The sequence below is a fragment of the Mucilaginibacter sp. UYCu711 genome (assembly GCF_050433825.1).
GTDB lineage: Bacteria > Bacteroidota > Bacteroidia > Sphingobacteriales > Sphingobacteriaceae > Mucilaginibacter.
This window is the reverse complement of record NZ_JBNPWM010000002.1, coordinates 39,932-56,907: the sequence shown is the minus strand read 5'-3', so window position 1 is coordinate 56,907 and position 16,976 is coordinate 39,932. Positions and strand designations below refer to the sequence as shown.

Here is a 16,976-nt window from a genome sequence, read left to right as displayed (position 1 = left end):
CTGCCGAGCGGCGTTTGCATAATTCACAGATACTTCGCTATCGCTCAGAATGACAAAAGTGTATTTAAAACAATTCCACCAATCGCTCCAACGCCATACCACGCGAGCCTTTGATCAATATCGTAGAATCCTTTATCGGGCTGGCTTTTAAACCGGCAATAGCATCTTCGGCAGTTTCGTAAAAGATGGCCTTTTGCCTTTCACCTTTCACCTTTTGGCTCAAAAACTCCTTCCCTATAAATATCCGCTCAGCAACCGGTGTATCCAATGCTTTTTGCATAACCGCGGTATGTTCGGTTTCCGCTTCGGCACCCATTTCAAACATATCGCCTAAAATTAAAACCTTACGGTTGGCAGTTATTTTGCCGATGTTATCAATAGCCACCATCATGCTGCTGGGGTTGGCGTTGTAGTAATCGCAGATGAGGGTATTGGTTGCAGTCTTTACAATTTGCGAGCGGTTGTTTTTAGGTTGATACCCTTCGATACCGGCGTTGATTTCCCTAACAGGTAGCTTAAAATAAACGCCCATACTGATAGCCGCCAAAATATTATCAAGGTTATAGGCACCGGTAAGTTGGGTGTTAACATTGTAACTCTCGCCCGAGCTGTTATTGGTCCACTCCAAAGAAAGCAATGGCGCATTCTCCGTTATCTCACCGCTTACCAGATCATCAATAGCGTCCCCATAAAAAACAGGCGGAATGGCAAACCTGCGCTTAGCAGCCATCTCCATCAAAATAGGATTTCCGCTATTAATAAACGCCACTCCACCACCATGCGTTTCAAAAACTCCCCCTTTAGGGGGCTGGGGGGCTTTAGCCAGCCAGTCGTACAACTCGCCTTTGGCTATTTTCACGCCATCAATACTGCCGAAGCCTTCCAGGTGCGCCTTGCCAACATTGGTAATTAACCCGTGCGTTGGTTGCGCTATGCTGCAAAGCAGTTCAATTTCTTTTATATGATTGGCACCCATCTCTATTACCGCCATTTGGTGCGATGCGTTGATGCTTAAAATAGTAAGCGGCACGCCAATATGGTTATTCAGATTGCCCTGTGTGGCTAATGTGGTAAAATGCTGCGATAGTACGGCATTAATCAACTCCTTGGTTGTAGTTTTGCCGTTGGTGCCTGTAAGCCCTATAACAGGGATGGTTAATTGCCTGCGGTGATGACGGGCAAGGTCCTGCAGGGTGGTCAGTACATCGGCCACTAAGAGGCATTGATCATTCAATTTATAGGCCGGATTATCGATTACTGCATATGCCGCTCCGGCTTCTATCGCTTGTTGCGCAAAAGTGTTGGCATCAAATTGAGCGCCCTTTAAAGCAAAAAATATACTATGCGCGGGTATCTTGCGGGTATCGGTACTGATAACCGGGTGTTGCAGGTAGTGTTGATAGAGTTGTTCGGTGGTAGTCATGTTTGTTTCAACGTATTCAAGTGTGCCAGGTGTGCCAGCCGTGCCAGGTGTTACACCTGTGCCTGGCACAGTACAGTAAAGTTATTCATTTCTGTTCATCCAGCCCAATACCGCTTTTATTTCGCCGTAAGTAAAATTGGGCCCTAATACTTCTTTAAGCGGGGCCAGTCTGTCGGCACCATAACCTTCAATGGCTTCCTGTATCGCCGGAATCTTATCCGACGGAACCATTTCCAGCACATCCAACTCGCCCGACTGCACAAAATGGCTCAAATGGCTCTCGACCGTCGAAACCGATAAACCGCGCTCTGCAGCTATTTCGGCAATGGTCTTGTCTTTTTTATACATATCCAAACTTGCTCTGCGGGTATCGCTGCTGCGCGGCGTGCTTGCACGTTCCGTTTTCGGCTTGCGTTCGCGCTTGCGGCTTTTCTGGTCGATCTTTGAGTTTAAACCACGTTCATCGGTATAAGTTTTTATCCGGTTAACAAATTCGCGCCCGTATCGCGCCAGCTTGATCTCGCCGAAGCCTGATATAAAGCGCAGCTCATCCAAACCTTGCGGCAGGTAGGTGGCCATTTCCATCAATGTAGCGTCCGATACGATAATGTAAGCCGGCACATTTTCAAGCTCGGCCATATCGCGGCGGGTGTTTTTGAGGATGCTTAGCAGGTCGTTCTCAAATGGCAGGTCTTCGGTTTGGCGCTCTTCAATTATTTGCGTTGCGATGAGTTCTACTTTTTCCAGGCCTTTTAAAACAGCGTGGCTTTTAGTGGTTAACTGCAAAACGGGGTACTCGGTTTGCGTAAATTGCAGGTAGCCCAAGGCCACTAGCTCGCGCAGGTAGCGCTGCCAGTCGGCTTTGCTGATGTCCTTACCTACGCCATAGGTTTTTAGTTCTTTATGTTCCTCACGGATCTTTTCGTTTTTAGATCCGCGTAAAAAATCTATCACATAGGTTGAGCCAAATCTTTCCTTTAAACGATATACGGCTGATAAAGCTTTCTGCGCTATTAAAGTGCCATCAAACCTGGTGATCTCACTCAAACAAACATCGCATGATCCGCAATGGTCAGGCGCCGACTCATCAAAATAGTTCAGTAAAAATTTACGTCGACAAGTGGGCAGCTGACAATATTTGGCCATATCGTCCAGCTTGCTCAACATTACCCGGGTTTGCTCGGGGTCGCCGTCAATACTCACAAAGCTTTTTAATTTTATCGCATCGCCCGGCGAGTAAAACAACAATGCTGATGAAGCTAAACCATCACGGCCGGCACGACCAGTTTCCTGGTAATAACCTTCAATGTTTTTTGGCAGATCCATGTGCACCACGTAGCGCACATTTGATTTATTGATGCCCATACCAAAGGCAATGGTAGCTACAATGATCTTTACATCATCCCGCAAAAAAGCCTCCTGGTTTTTGGCCTTTACCGCATTATCCAGCCCGGCATGGTACGCCTCGGCCGAATAGCCGATAGCCTTCAGGTCAGCAGCCAGGGCTTCTACAGATTTTCGCGATAAACAATATATAATACCCGACTCCTCTTTCTTATCCCCCAAAAAATCAAGCAGCTGGTCAAAGCTGTTCCGTTTAGGATTAACCCGGTACGTAATGTTTGCCCGGTTAAATGAGGATATAAAGACCTGTGGCTTTTTAAGGTTTAATTTTTCGAGGATATCCTTCTGTGTCAGCTTATCGGCAGTTGCAGTAAGCGCTATAACGGGGATATTTGGAAAATAATCCTTCAATCCTGCCAGCATTAAATATTCGGGGCGGAAATCATGGCCCCAGTGCGAGATACAATGCGCCTCGTCGATAGCTATTTGCGCCACCGGTACCGGCAGCGATTTTAAAAAGCTAACCAGGCTATTGCCCGATCCAAATAAACGCTCGGGGGCCAGGTACAGTAATTTAATATGGTTGCTGTTAAGCCTTGTTGTTATGGCGGCCTGTTCGTTAGGGGTTTGGGTGGAGTTTAAAAAAGCGGCAGGTATACCGGCCACATTCAGGCTATCTACCTGGTCCTTCATCAGGGCTATTAACGGCGATATTACAATGGTTAAGCCGTTCAATAAAACCGCAGGCAATTGATAGCATAAGGATTTGCCGCCACCCGTTGGCATCAGTGCCATTACATCGCCGCCACTTAAAACATGCTCAATAATGGCCTCCTGCTCATGCCTGAACTCGCTGTATCCGAAATATTTTTGTAAGGCCTGGGTTGGGGTCATTGTTGTATGTGCAGATGTGAAGATATGCAAATGTGCGGATTTTTGGGAGAGGGATTAAAGGATTTGTTTTCTTTCTTTTTTACCAGTAAATTTGAGTGAAGCAAAAGTTAAACCAATGAAAGTATTATTAGATATAAAAGACAACAAAGCAGATTTTGTGATGGAGCTACTTCAAAGCTTATCTTTTGTAAAAACGGAGGCTATCAGTGCATCTAAGGCCCGATTCTTAAAAGAATTGAAACAATCTATAGACGAAGTTAATTTAGCTAAAGAGGGCAAAATAAAACTCAGATCTGCAGATCAACTAATAGATGAACTATAAGGTAGAGTTTACCGTTTTATTTGAAAAGCAAATTAAACGACTTACAAAAAAGTTTCCGTCACTTAAAAAAGAATTTTCTGAATTAGTTGCATTATTAAAGGATGATCCCAGGCAAGGTGTCGCGATTGGAAATAATTGTTACAAAATACGCTTATCTATTGCTTCAAAGGGCAAGGGTAAATCAGGAGGCGCAAGAGTTATTACACACTTACAAATTAAAAATGAAGTAGTTTTCTTATTTTCCATTTATGATAAATCTGAACAAAGCGATATAGGCGATAAGGATTTACTTATCTGGATTAAGATGATTAATAGTTAATTATTGATACTACGTTGGCCAAAACTACTGCCTGGTATATAGCCTCTTCGGAAATAATTGAAAACAGGGATGCCTGAGTATAAATCTCAAAAATCATTACCTTCATTTTGTATGTATAAAAAATTACCATTGCTGTTTATTGGGTTGTGTTTTGTTGTTGCTGGGTTCGCGCAAAAAATACAATCGCCGTCTCAATTTTTAGGTTACCAGCTGGGGGCACAATTTACTTACCAGTACCGCATAGCCGAGTATTTTAAATATGTAGCCGCCGAAGCAAAAAATGTTAAGCTGCTACAATACGGATCGACCAATGAGGGCCGGCCGTTAATGGCGATGTTCATCGCATCGCCGGAGAATATTGGAAAGTTAGATGACATCCGCAAAAACAATTTAAGTCTGGCCGGCATGGGCGGCAACGCCGACCAAACCAATGCGCCCGTAATAGTTTGGCTAAGTTATAACGTACACGGTAACGAACCCTGCTCCAGCGAGGCCGCCATGCAAACCTTATTTGATCTGGTCGACCCGGACAATGCCAACGCCAAAGCCTGGTTAAAAAACACGATAGTGGTTATTGACCCGTGCTTAAATCCTGATGGGCATGAGCGATATGTGAACTTCTATAATTCGGTAAAAGGTGCGGCACCCGATGTTAATCCAGCAGCCCGCGAACATGCCGAGCCCTGGCCGGGTGGCCGGGTAAATCATTACTACTTCGACCTGAACCGCGACTGGGCTTGGCAAACACAAAAGGAAACGCAGGCAAGGGTAGGATTATATAACTCGTGGTTGCCGCAGGTGCATGTTGATTTCCATGAACAGGGTTATAACGCCCCATACTATTTTGCACCGGCTGCCGAGCCAATGCATAAAGATATAACGGCCTGGCAAAAGCAGTTTCAAACAACTATAGGTAAAAACAACGCTAAGTACTTCGACCAAAATGGCTGGCTGTATTTTACCAAAGAAGAATTTGATCTGCTATATCCATCGTATGGCGATACCTACCCCATTTACAATGGCTCTATTGGCATGACCTATGAGCAGGGTGGCATAGGGGCCGGTTTGGCAATAACCACCCGCATGGGCGATGTTTTAACTTTAAAGGACAGAATAGCGCACCACCACTCCAACGGCCTAAGCACGATAGAAACTGCATCAGCCAATGCTACAAAGGCGGTTGAAGAGTTTAAAAAATACTTTGATAACAGCCGCACCAACCCCGATGGCGATTATAAGGCTTACGTTATTAAAAACACCAACCAGGATAAACTAAACACCCTGGCCGAAATGCTGCGCCGCAATGGCATTCAATATAGCTATGGCGTTAAGCAGGCCGCATCCGGTTATAACTATTTTACCGGGAAAACCGAGCAGTTTAATATTAATGCCGGTGATATGGTGATCAGCGCCTATCAGCCAAAATCGGTACTGATGCATGTGCTGTTAGAGCCCAAGACTTTTGTGGCTGATTCGGTTACTTATGATATTACGGCTTGGTCGTTACCTTATGCTTATGGCCTGCAGGCTTATGGCTTAAAAGAAGGGCTAAAAACATCGGCACTAAAAATATCGGATGTAACACTTTCGCCGCCACCGGCTGCATCCAAACAACGCGCCTATGCTTATGTAGCGCAATGGCAGTCGGTAAACGATGTTAAGTTTTTGGTAGAGCTGTTTAAGAAAAATATTAAAGTGCGTTATGTTGAAACGCCAATTGAAGCTGCGGGTAAAAAGTTTGGCGCAGGTTCGCTCATCATAGCGCGGGCGGGCAACAATGCCGATTCGTTTGATGATGATGTGCATACCGCCGCAAGCGCCGCCGGACGCGAACTAACCCCGTTAACCAGTGGCTTTGTAGATAAGGGTGTGGATCTGGGCTCAAGCTCTATCCGGTATCTTCATCAGCCTAAAGTTATGGTAGTTGCGGGCCAGGATGTAAACGCTGAGGCTATGGGCGAGATCTGGCACTTTTTTGAGCAGCAGCTGGGTTACCCAGTATCATTGGTTAACTATAGCAATTTAAACCGCACCAAGCTGGGCGATTTTGATGTGGTGATATTCCCGGATGGTAGCTTTGATGATTTCCCATCGGATAAACTAACCACCTGGATAAAGGATGGCGGTAAGCTAATTGTGTTGCAGAATGCGGTGGAGCAACTGGCGGGTAAAAAAGGGTTTGATATAAAACGTAAAGAGATTGACAGCGCTAAGATCAAACCCTCAGCAAGAATATATGGCGACCGCGACCGCGAGTCTATCAAAACCAGCGTGGCCGGTGCTATTTATAAGATCAACCTGGATAATACCCATCCTTTAGGTTTTGGCTATCCGGGCTATTATTACTCACTTAAGCTAAGTGATGATATTTATAAGCTGATGGACGACGGCGACTGGAACGTAGGCACTATAAAAAAAGACAGTTACGTTGCCGGTTTTGTTGGAGAAAAAAGCAAGGAGAAAATTAAGGACGGCTTGTTACTCGGTGTTCAAAATATGGGCCGCGGCTCGGTTGTTTATATAGTGGATGATCCCTTGTTCCGCAGTTTCTGGGAGAATGGGAAGTTGTTGTTTAGCAACGCGGTATTTATGGTGCAGTAAGCCCTTGCCCCCTAACCCCCTAAAGGGGGAACAATAGCGCAAATTATAATGGAAAGGCCCTGATTTTAAATCAGGGCCTTTCTGTTTCGCGTTTCAAAAACTCTGCCTTTAGGGGGGCTAATTTCCACCCGCCCTGCTATTCTCGTCTTCGGCGCCGGTGCGGTGCTCGCGTTTTTTAATTTTGGAGTTACCGAAGTTATAAGTAAGGTTAAGCTTAACTAAACGCGAATCGCGTTTTTGCAACACGGTAAAATTATTAGTTAACTCGTGGCTGCTGATGTCATTACGCAGGGTGTTAAAAATGTCATCCAATCCTAACTTAACATTGAACTTTTTAGCCGCGAATGACCGGCCAACAGCCGCATTAACACTATAACGCGGGAAGATGTTAAATATACCATAGGTGAGGCCCGAACGGTAATCGCCGCTGATCTCGCCCTTAAAACCAGCAAACAACAGGTTTTGGGTAGTTTTAAAAACAAAGGCTTTTCTTCCATTGTCAATATTGCCGCCATTAACACCATTTGATTTAAAGCCGAGGTAAAATCCGTTAAGGTTAAAGCTGCCGGTCCACCAGTTAAATATGGTATAAGGCGAATATATATTAATATTATAGCCGATTTGCGTTTGCAGGTTGGCGTGTGTCTCGAACGACTTGTTGCCCTGGGTCAATATCAGCTCGACATCAGCATCGGTGGTGCGGCTGTAGCCAAAAGTTACGTCGATGGTTTTATTGTAGGTGTATACCAGTTCGAAATTATGGGTGTACTGCGGTTTTAAGAAAGCATTACCTGCCGAGTAGGTGTATGGGTCTAAATAATATATAAAAGGGTTTAAATTGCTGTATCCCGGGCGGTCAATACGGCGACTGTATGAGAAGCTCAAATCATTTTTCTTGCTCAGCGATTGATTAATAAATAAAGTCGGGAAGAGATTTAAATAACTTCTATCGACAGGGGCGCTGCCCATGAGATTACCATTAGATTGAGTATACTCGGCACGCAGGCCTATTTGTATAGAACCGCCTTTATATTCCTTATTTAGATTAACATAAGCCGCGGCAATTTTCTCAGTATAAATGAAACGATTAGAACGGGTAGTGTCATTTATATATGGGCCGCCGTTTGATTTTTCTGCCTGCAAATCATTATCGGTTTTTACACTGCTGAATTTTCCGCCTGTCTCAAACTTCATCGTTTTATTTACAGGTTTGGTATAATCGGCTTTGGCACTGTAAATTTCAATTACTGCAGGAGTTTGGTTGCGCAGGTTCAATGGCGCGTGTTGTGTTGATCCGTCGGGTAAAAAATAATCGGTGTTATAATTAGCCTGGCTATTATTGTTAAATTTTGAGTAGTCAAGGTCAACACTTAAGGCTTGGCCCAACGTGTCAATTTTTAGACGATCATTAAAGTTGACAGCGAAGTTTTTATAAGGCTGCCTAACCATAGATACAGTTCGTAATGATGAGTCTGCTACACCCGGTGCCGAACCTATTGTGGTGGTGTTATAGTTATCATTATACTCAACGTTATAGTTGCCGCTAACCACTACGCCAACGGTGTTTTGTTTGCTTACATCCAAATCCGCCCCAACATTAAAATTATTATAGTGTGTAGCCTGGGGCATAGATGATAGCTGGCTAAAATACGTATCGGTGTTTCCGCTGGTAATTATACGGTTAATACCCATTGTACGGTAGCGGGGCATATCACCGCGGCTAAAAGTTCCAAAAAGGTTTAGATCGCCTTCTTTATGGTTTAAATTAAGGCTAAGGTTATCCCTAAAACTGGTTGCCTTACTTACACCGGCATTAACACTTCCATTGGTGCCCACCTGTTTGTTCTTTTTTAGTTTGATATTGATGATACCCGAGTTACCCGCGGCATCATACTTAGATGATGGGTTGGTGATGATCTCGATGGATTGTATGGTATTACCGTCTGTAGATCGTAAAAGCGTAGCCAGGTTAGCCGGCGAAAGATAGGTAAGTTTATCATTGATCATAACGGTTACACCCTGTTTACCTTTTAGGCTAATGTTATCATCATTATCAACCGTAACACCCGGCGCACGCTCTAATATCTCCATTGCCGTATTGCCAGCTGCCATAACGCTGTTTTCAACGTTCATTACAGTGCGGTCTATCTTTCGTTCAATCAATGGCCTTGTAGAATTTATGGTAACGGTATTTAAGGCTTTAACATTGGCGCGCATTTTTAAAAGCGGAACGTTTACTGCCCCTGCATCCACATTAAATGCGGCGCTGACAGCATTGGTATAGCCTACTGTGGTTGCTTTAATTATATAGTCGCCGGGTTTAATGTTATCAAAGGTATAAGCGCCTGCGTCATTGGTTAAGGTGCCTTTAACTACGGTCGAGTCTTTAGCGCGTAATAAACTTATGGTGGCGTAATCCATGGCTGCGCTTTGGGCGTTTACCAGCTTGCCGGATACAGTTCCGGGTGGCTTTGCGCTTTGGGCAAACGTGGCACCCACGCCGGGCAGCAACAGCAGCAGGGTATAATATAATATATAGGTAATTGTTGTTTTCATGGTTGGTAGGTGTAAGATTTGGGCAATAGTTATCCCATTAAAAGATTATGTTTCTTTTTTTTAATAGTTAGTGTATTAATGTTTGTTGTTTAAGCTAACCGGGCCGATCCTGGTTGTATACGTCTCGTGTTGGCGCTTTGCTTTATAGTAAGATGCAGATACCTGCTAAAAGGTTACAAATTATTTTAACTTTTTAATGTTGGTATAAATGGTGCTATAACGTCATTAAAAAAAGAAAATGGCGCAGGCTGGTTAACTGTGGCTGTTTTTTTGGCCAGATGGTTTACCGGGGCACTTACTATATTATTAATATATAAGGCGCATATAAGCCCGCCGCAAAGCAGCAGACTTATATACCTTATATGTATAGCAAACGCCTTCACTATTTTGCTTTTATTATTTTTGTTGAATCTGGTTTTACCGCAGGTGTTGTAACCAGTGTATCAATGCGGCAGCCCAAGCCATCAGCTGTCATCATAAATGCGGCCGATTGTAGGTCGGTTGACCTTTTATTGGTCTCATTACATTCATTAATCTCAACATTGCCATTAATATAGCGGTTTATCTCATGGTCAATTACCAGGGTTGCATTCATAGGCACTTTTAAAGTAAGCTCAATGCTTTGGTCATGCCAGCCGGCTTCCGGCGATAGTTGTAAATAGCGGTTAAACTTTAATACCGAATCTTGCTGTGTGAATATATATTTTGTGTTGCGCGCATTTATTAATGCATCGTCAAAACGGCTTCCTTTAGCGCGGAAGGTTTCTATCAATACAGGCTGGCTAACATCACTTCGTTCTATGTTAATAGATATGCTATTTCTTTGAAAGTCGTCAAAGTTATCACCGTCATCAGTAACGGTCAGGTTTTGAAAGTCTGATTTCATATTTAAACGCAGGCTGTCATCATGCGTAAAATATTTTACATCATTCAACTTTAAATAATAGGTGTTTTTTGATGGCGGGGTTAAGGTAAGTGTTTGGTTAAAACTTGCTGACGACCTGAAACCTGCTGCTACTTTTGTGCCATAGAAGGCCAATACGCCAAGGGCAAACAGCCATAGCACAAATATTACCGATGCTACCGACTTATCAACACTACGGGTATTAAATATAGCTTTTACGGTTAGTAAGAAAATAGCTACCAATGGTATAAACGCTGCAAAAAAGCCCGAGATAAATATCCGGTTAGCATATTGGTTTGACATGATGCTGAACGGGAACATGTGGTTATGCGAATCGGCCCAGATAGTTGCCATGCAAAGCGCTATGATCAGGAATATACCAAAACCTAGGCAGGTTAATAATATTAATATGCCAAATATCTTAATAAACACCTTACCGGTGCCTTTTATAAACTGCCCAAGGTAATGAAAGAACTCGCTTACAAAATCCCTCAGCTTATATACCATCGGTTTTGCCTCGGCTTGTAAATTAGTGAGGTGGTTACGTACCGAGCTTAATTCTTCCTCGAAGTTATTTTTAAAACCCTGCAGGTTTAACTTCTCGCCCTTCATGGCCATACGGTCGGCACGGGTGATGGCGCGTGGTATAACTATCCATAATATGGCATATAATAAAAGGCCTGTCCCAAAAAATGCTACAGCTATGGCAAATAACAGCCTTACCCATATAGCTTGTATATCAAAGTAATTAGCCAGGCCGGCGCAAACACCACCTAACAGGTGGTCGTCCGGGTCGCGAAACAAAGTGCGCGCACCTGTATTATAGGTGTAATTAGCATGTGCGGCTGCGTCGGCATCTGCTTCAGCATTTTCAAAATCCTGCACGGTGCCCATTTGCTCAACAACTTGTTTAACATCCTGCTCAACAATAACCTGTTTGTTATCGCGGGCCAATGTTTCAGAGAACATCTCGGCGATGCGGTTTTCTATATCTGTTGTTATCTCGTGGCTATCAGCCGAGTTTAAGAAATGACGTTTTACATCCGTCATATAGTTCTTAAGTATTTCGTAGGCATCCTCCTCTATATGAAAGACGGTGCCGTTTATATTTATGATGATCGTTTTATTCATGATATAATTTTTTAAGCGGGTTGAGTTATTTTTTTTGTCCGATGGCGGTTTGTACTGCAAATACAAGCTCCTGCCAGGTTATGTCTAACTGTTCAAGCACCTTGCGGCCTTCGGCAGACAGCGCGTAATACTTGCGTGGCGGGCCAGAGGTTGACTCAACCCAATTATAGGTTAACAATCCGTTGTTTTTTAAACGGGTTAATAATGGATATAAAGTACCCTCAACCACAAGTAGTTGTGCCTTTTTAAGCTCGGCAATTATATCAGACGCGTAGGTTTCATCGCGGGCGATGATAGAGAGTATACAGTACTCAAGTATACCCTTACGCATTTGGGTTTGTGTGTTTTCAGCTATCATGCCACAAAGATATATGTTTTAAAATGTATTATGCAATACATAGTACTAAAAATATTTACTTTTTTTAAAAAAATGTATATTTCAGAAAAAAACTTTCATTTATTTAACGATTTAATTTGTGTTTTTAATAACCGAACACTACTTTTATAATTAATTAACTATTAACTGATCTTATTATTAACAAACATGAAAAAACTTCTACTAGTAAGTTTGTGTTTTCTGGTGTTATGCATGACACAGGTATTTGCACAAAACCGTACAGTTACTGGTACGGTGACCGCCAAAGATGATGGCCTACCCATTCCGGGAGTAACAGTAAAAATCAAAGGAACAAACATTGGTACTCCAACTGATGTAAATGGTAAATTTTCATTAAGCGCGCCTGCTAACGCTACGTTAGTGTTCAGCTTTATTGGTTATGCAACTCAAGAGGTTGGCGTAAAAGGCGCCCCAATGCGTGTTGTATTGGAAGTATCGGCAAATCAAACTCTTGGCGAGGTTGTAATTACCGGTGCGTTAGGTCAACAATTGCAAAAGAAAGACCAAAGTTACGCTGCCGCGACAGTAAGCAACACCGAATTGAACCAGGGCAATGCAATCAATGTTGCAAATGGTTTACAAGGTAAAGTATCAGGCTTAAACATTCAAACCATAAACAGTGGTGTGTTTGAAAACGTGAAGATCAACCTTCGTGGTATCCGTTCATTAACAGGTAACAACAACCCTTTGTTGTTAGTTGATGGTGTTCAATCTGATATCAACTTACTTTCTTCGCTTAACCCTAATGATATTGAAAGTACTACTATTTTAAAAGGCCCTGCGGGTGCTGCTATATACGGTTCTGATGCCAGGAACGGTGCTATAGTGGTAACTACTAAAAAAGGCACTAAAAATGGTAAGCCGGTTATTACGGTTAGCAATTCAACTCAATTTACTTCAACCAGCTTTTTCCCTAAATTTCAAAACGGATTTGGTTTAGGCGGTGGCGGTAACAACCAAAACTTAGGTGGTTACACCGAGATCGAAAACTGGTCTTGGGGCCCTGCTTACGATGGTTCACAAAAACAAATCGGTCCTGACTTTGATCACTTAGGCGCGGGTGGTACAGCTTACATTGACCCTATTTTTGGCCCGTTAAAAACGCAGTTTGTTGAGTATACCGGTAATAAAGAAAGACAAAATTTCTTCAACACCGGTTCTACAGTTCAAAACGACGTTTCATATAGCGAAAAGAACTTTTACTTAAGCGTTCAGGATGCGATTATTAAAGGTATAGTACCTTTTGACAAAAACCGCAGAACAGGTATCCGTATGAATACTACTAAAGAGTACGGCAGATTAAAACTGACAGTTAATACTAACTACACGCAACAAAATTATAACGTTTTTGATGCTGAAGGTATGTCAGACTTTAACACGTCTCAAGGCATTGGTTTGAACCAGGGCTTAATGAACTTATTGTTCAATACAGCGGGTTACGTTCCACTATCAAAATGGAAAGATTTCAAAAACGATCCGTACGCGTCATATAACTATTACTATACCGACTATGGTTTGAATCCATACTTCGCTATTGATAACTGGCGTAAAAGCGGCAAAAAACAAGATCTGTTAGCCAATTTAGGTTTAGATTTTAAAGTTGCCGATTGGATGAACCTTACTTACCGTGTTGGTGTAACAACTCAAAATGTTTTAGAAAGAAGAACTTCGCAGGGCGAAATACCAAACCCGTTTGGTGTTAGCGTTAGAAACTTTGCCCCTATCTCGGCTAACGTAGAAGAGCGTTCTTATTTCCAGCAACGTTTATCATCAGAGTTGTTTGCTAACTTTAAAAAACAATTAACTGAAGATTTCAGGATCAACGGTATCTTAGGTACATCTGTACGTCAAATAGACGAGCGTGATACACGTGTTGGTGCGGTAGCATTAACAGTTCCTGATCTGTATAACATTTCTCAGCGTACAGGCGAGTTAACAGGCACTTCACCTGGCCGTCGTAGCCGTTTATTTGCTTTATATGGCAGTGCCGGTATTAACTACAAAGGCTGGGCTAACGTTGAAGTAACAGGACGTAATGAGCAAACATCAGTGTTAAACACTGCTAACAACACTTACTTCTATCCGGGTGTTACAGGTTCGATTGTGTTAACTGATGCTATTGATGCTATAAAAAACAACAACACATTATCTTATTTAAAATTAAGAGCTGGTTGGAACAAAACAGGTAATGCTGATATTGCTCCTTATCAGTTAGCTGCAACCTTCTCACAAGGTGGTGGTTTCCCTTATGGATCTACTGCCGGTTACAGTGCCGACAATACTATCTATAACAAATTCTTAAAACCAGAATTTATTAACAGCATTGAGGCTGGTTTTGAATCTGCGTGGTTAAACAACCGGATCACTTTGGAAGCAACCGCGTTTAAAAATAAAATGACTGACCAGATCATCAATATCGGTGTATCTTCTGCTACCGGTTATACTACTGCATACGTTAACGCTGCTGCATTTACCAGTAAAGGTGCCGAATTTGATTTAGGCTTAACACCATTGGTTGATCTTGGTCAGGTACACATTAACTTTAAAGCTAACGCAACCTATATCGAAACCAATATCTCTTCAATTTATCCAGGCTTGGATCAATTGTCAATTGGTGGCTATGCATCAGGTGCTAACTATGCAATCAAAGATTACTCAGCATTTGTTATCAGGGCGGCTGATTATGTGCGTGACCCGGCAACAGGACGCGTTATAGTTAACTCCTTAACCGGTGCCCCAACAGTAGATCCAACTCCAAAGATCTTTGGTCAAACATCTCCAAAATGGGTAGTTGGTTTAAATCCATCAGTAAAATGGAAAGGTTTAAACGTATCAGCTTTATTTGAGTACAAAGGCGGCCATATGGCTTATAACGATTTAGGTAACGCAATGTCATGGACAGGTGTATCCGCTTTATCAGCTGTTAACAACCGTCAAAGATGGGTGTTCCCTAATTCATCAATCAATACAGGAACTGCTGCAGCGCCTGTTTATGTACCAAATACTAACGTAACACTTAACAATCCAGAAACATTCTTTACAGGTGTTGGCAGAAGCGTGTACAGTAATTATTTAACCAGTGCGGCATCATGGAGATTCCGTGAGCTATCTATAGGTTATGACGTTCCTGTTTCAATATTTGGCGGACAAAAAGTTATTAAGGCGTTAAATATACAGGCAACTGCCAGAAACTTAGCGTTATGGTTACCAAAATCAAACCAGTGGACCGATCCTGATTTTATGTATAGCCCTGCTGCTACAAACTATGGTAGCGGAAGTACTACAGGTGTACAAACAGGTAACACATCTGGTATAAGTAACTCAACTATCAACCCTCCGGTTAGGACTATTGGTGGTGCTATAACAGTTACGTTTTAGTAATAAATCTTAAAAAGACAAAGAGATGAAAAAGATATTAATTCCAATTTTTACAGTAGCATTGCTATTTGGAACGAGTTGTAAAAAACAGTTCTTCGATATCAATAACAGCCCCAACTCTCCAACTGAGGCTTCAATTACACCAAAAGTTTTATTGCCACGCATTTTGCACACCTTAGGCTTACGTGTAGGCAATGGCTTTGATTATAGCGCACTATGGATGGGCTATTGGAGCCGTTCAGGTTCCTTTGGCCAGTCTATCGAGCCTGAATCTTACAATATTACCACAACTTACCAGGCTGCACAATGGACCAACTGGTACGATTTGTTAACAGACGTTAACCTGATGGAAAAACAAGCCGTAGCATTAAAGTTGCCATTTTATGTGGGTGTTGCTAAAACAATAAAAGCAATGGGCTTTATGTATTTGGTTGACCAATATAATAATGTACCCTACAGCAAAGCGTTTGATTTTACCAACAGCGTTAGCCCCGCGTATGATAAAGGAGAAGATATTTACGCTGACCTTTTTGTACAGTTAGAGGCAGGTGCTAAGGCCTTCAAAGATGCGGATGCCGCTGCTACTGCTGCAGGTGGAGTTGATGCGGAAACCCAGGGTGCTGACATTATGTTTGGCACACTTGGTTATAATAAGGGCGTAAGTGAAATTACTTTATGGCGTAAATTGTTAAACACACAACGTTTAAAGTTGCTTATTCATGAATCACAAGTAGTTAATCCGACTACAGTTACTACAGTTACCGGGCAAATTACTGCCGACGGATCTGGCTTTTTAGGAGCGGGCCAAAACGCTTTGGTAAACCCGGGTTATGTTGTAGTTGATACTAAACAAAACCCTTTCTGGAACAGCTATAAAGTAAGTGCTTTGGGTGTACTTGATACCTATAACAGAGCCAATATTTATATTTTAACCAAATATGCGGGTCCTGATAATAAATTGGCCGCTAATAATTTAACTACTACTGCAGGTCAAGCTTTAGCTGCAACTCAAGCTGTAGATGACGATATCCGTTACCAGTTTGTATTTAGCAAAGCTGCTACACCAATGACAGGTAGTACCCCGTACCAAGGTGCATTAACCGGTGCTCCGATTTACAACTACATAGGTACAAACTGGGGCGAGGTTGTTCCAAACTCTGACCCTTACAGAGCAGTAAATCAATCAGACGTTGCAGGCCCGGGCCTGGCTAAAGCGCCAACCCAATCACAAGCCGTGTTAACTGCAACCGAAAGCTTATTCTTACAAGCAGAAGCTGCACAAAGAGGTTGGATCACTGCAGATCCGGCTACGTTGTATAAAACAGCTGTTGAGCAATCATTTGTTTATCTAACTGCTACTGCCAATGGTTTAAGTGCAACTGCTACCGCTGATGCTTATTTAGCCGGCCCAAATCCAACTGCTAACTATGTTGCCGCCACAGATAAAATTAAGTTCCTGGTAATGGCAAAATACCTGTCATTAATTGGTCTTGACAATTTTGAGGCTTACGTAGATTACAGAAGATTAGGCGTTCCAACTGATTTGCCTTTATCTCTAAATGCTAACAGATTGACTAATGTTATTCCATTGCGCTTACAATATCCTAAAGCAGAATACGATGTTAACACAGCAGCAGTAGGTGCACAGGGCACTATTAACCCGCAAACTTCTACTATTTTCTGGGATAAATAATTTAACTTATAAAG

10 protein-coding genes are annotated in these 16,976 nt (G+C 42.5%); 5 read left to right on the top strand and 5 right to left on the bottom strand.

The annotated features are described in order from the left end of the window. Window positions 1-64: 64 nt before the first annotated feature. Complete coding sequence (locus ABIB50_RS04250) at window positions 65-1,492, bottom strand: UDP-N-acetylmuramoyl-tripeptide--D-alanyl-D-alanine ligase (RefSeq protein WP_429377541.1); 1,428 nt, start codon at window positions 1,490-1,492, stop codon at window positions 65-67. 12 nt (window positions 1,493-1,504) lie between these two features. Further along, a complete protein-coding gene (gene recQ, locus ABIB50_RS04245) occupies window positions 1,505-3,661 on the bottom strand; it encodes a DNA helicase RecQ (RefSeq protein ID WP_429377540.1) in 2,157 nt (718 codons plus the stop codon). A 91-nt stretch (window positions 3,662-3,752) separates the two neighbouring features. Here recQ and ABIB50_RS04240 point away from each other — a divergent pair, with 91 nt between their 5' ends. The 3 genes from ABIB50_RS04240 to ABIB50_RS04230 all read left to right on the top strand — a co-directional run bounded on the left by ABIB50_RS04240 (window position 3,753) and on the right by ABIB50_RS04230 (window position 6,903). Then, window positions 3,753-3,983, top strand: a complete 231-nt coding sequence (locus ABIB50_RS04240; protein WP_429377539.1) for a hypothetical protein — start codon at window positions 3,753-3,755, stop codon at window positions 3,981-3,983. Further along, the gene (locus ABIB50_RS04235; protein ID WP_429377538.1) at window positions 3,973-4,302 is read left to right on the top strand and encodes a type II toxin-antitoxin system RelE/ParE family toxin; all 330 of its coding nucleotides are present in this window, start codon (window positions 3,973-3,975) and stop codon (window positions 4,300-4,302) included. The genes ABIB50_RS04240 and ABIB50_RS04235 overlap by 11 nt, the downstream gene beginning before the upstream one ends. A 111-nt stretch (window positions 4,303-4,413) precedes the next feature. Then, window positions 4,414-6,903, top strand: a complete 2,490-nt coding sequence (locus tag ABIB50_RS04230) for a M14 metallopeptidase family protein (RefSeq protein WP_429377537.1) — start codon at window positions 4,414-4,416, stop codon at window positions 6,901-6,903. Window positions 6,904-7,020: 117 nt separating this feature from the next. Here ABIB50_RS04230 and ABIB50_RS04225 read toward each other — a convergent pair whose 3' ends face one another. The 3 genes from ABIB50_RS04225 to ABIB50_RS04215 form a co-directional block, all read right to left on the bottom strand. Beyond that, window positions 7,021-9,459, bottom strand: a complete 2,439-nt coding sequence (locus ABIB50_RS04225) for a TonB-dependent receptor domain-containing protein (RefSeq protein ID WP_429377535.1) — start codon at window positions 9,457-9,459, stop codon at window positions 7,021-7,023. A 382-nt stretch (window positions 9,460-9,841) separates the two neighbouring features. Next, entirely contained in the window at window positions 9,842-11,494 is a 1,653-nt protein-coding gene (locus ABIB50_RS04220) for a PspC domain-containing protein (protein ID WP_429377534.1), read from the bottom strand. Between the two features lie 25 nt (window positions 11,495-11,519). After that, on the bottom strand, window positions 11,520-11,852 hold the full coding sequence (locus tag ABIB50_RS04215) for a PadR family transcriptional regulator (protein WP_429377533.1): 333 nt from the start codon (window positions 11,850-11,852) through the stop codon (window positions 11,520-11,522). Window positions 11,853-12,038: 186 nt separating this feature from the next. Between ABIB50_RS04215 and ABIB50_RS04210 the strand changes: the two genes are divergently transcribed. Then, window positions 12,039-15,269: a SusC/RagA family TonB-linked outer membrane protein gene (locus tag ABIB50_RS04210; protein ID WP_429377531.1), complete on the top strand. Its 3,231-nt coding sequence runs from the start codon at window positions 12,039-12,041 to the stop codon at window positions 15,267-15,269. Between the two features lie 25 nt (window positions 15,270-15,294). After that, a complete protein-coding gene (locus ABIB50_RS04205; RefSeq protein ID WP_429377529.1) occupies window positions 15,295-16,962 on the top strand; it encodes a SusD/RagB family nutrient-binding outer membrane lipoprotein in 1,668 nt (555 codons plus the stop codon). The last annotated feature ends 14 nt before the right edge of the window (window positions 16,963-16,976 follow it).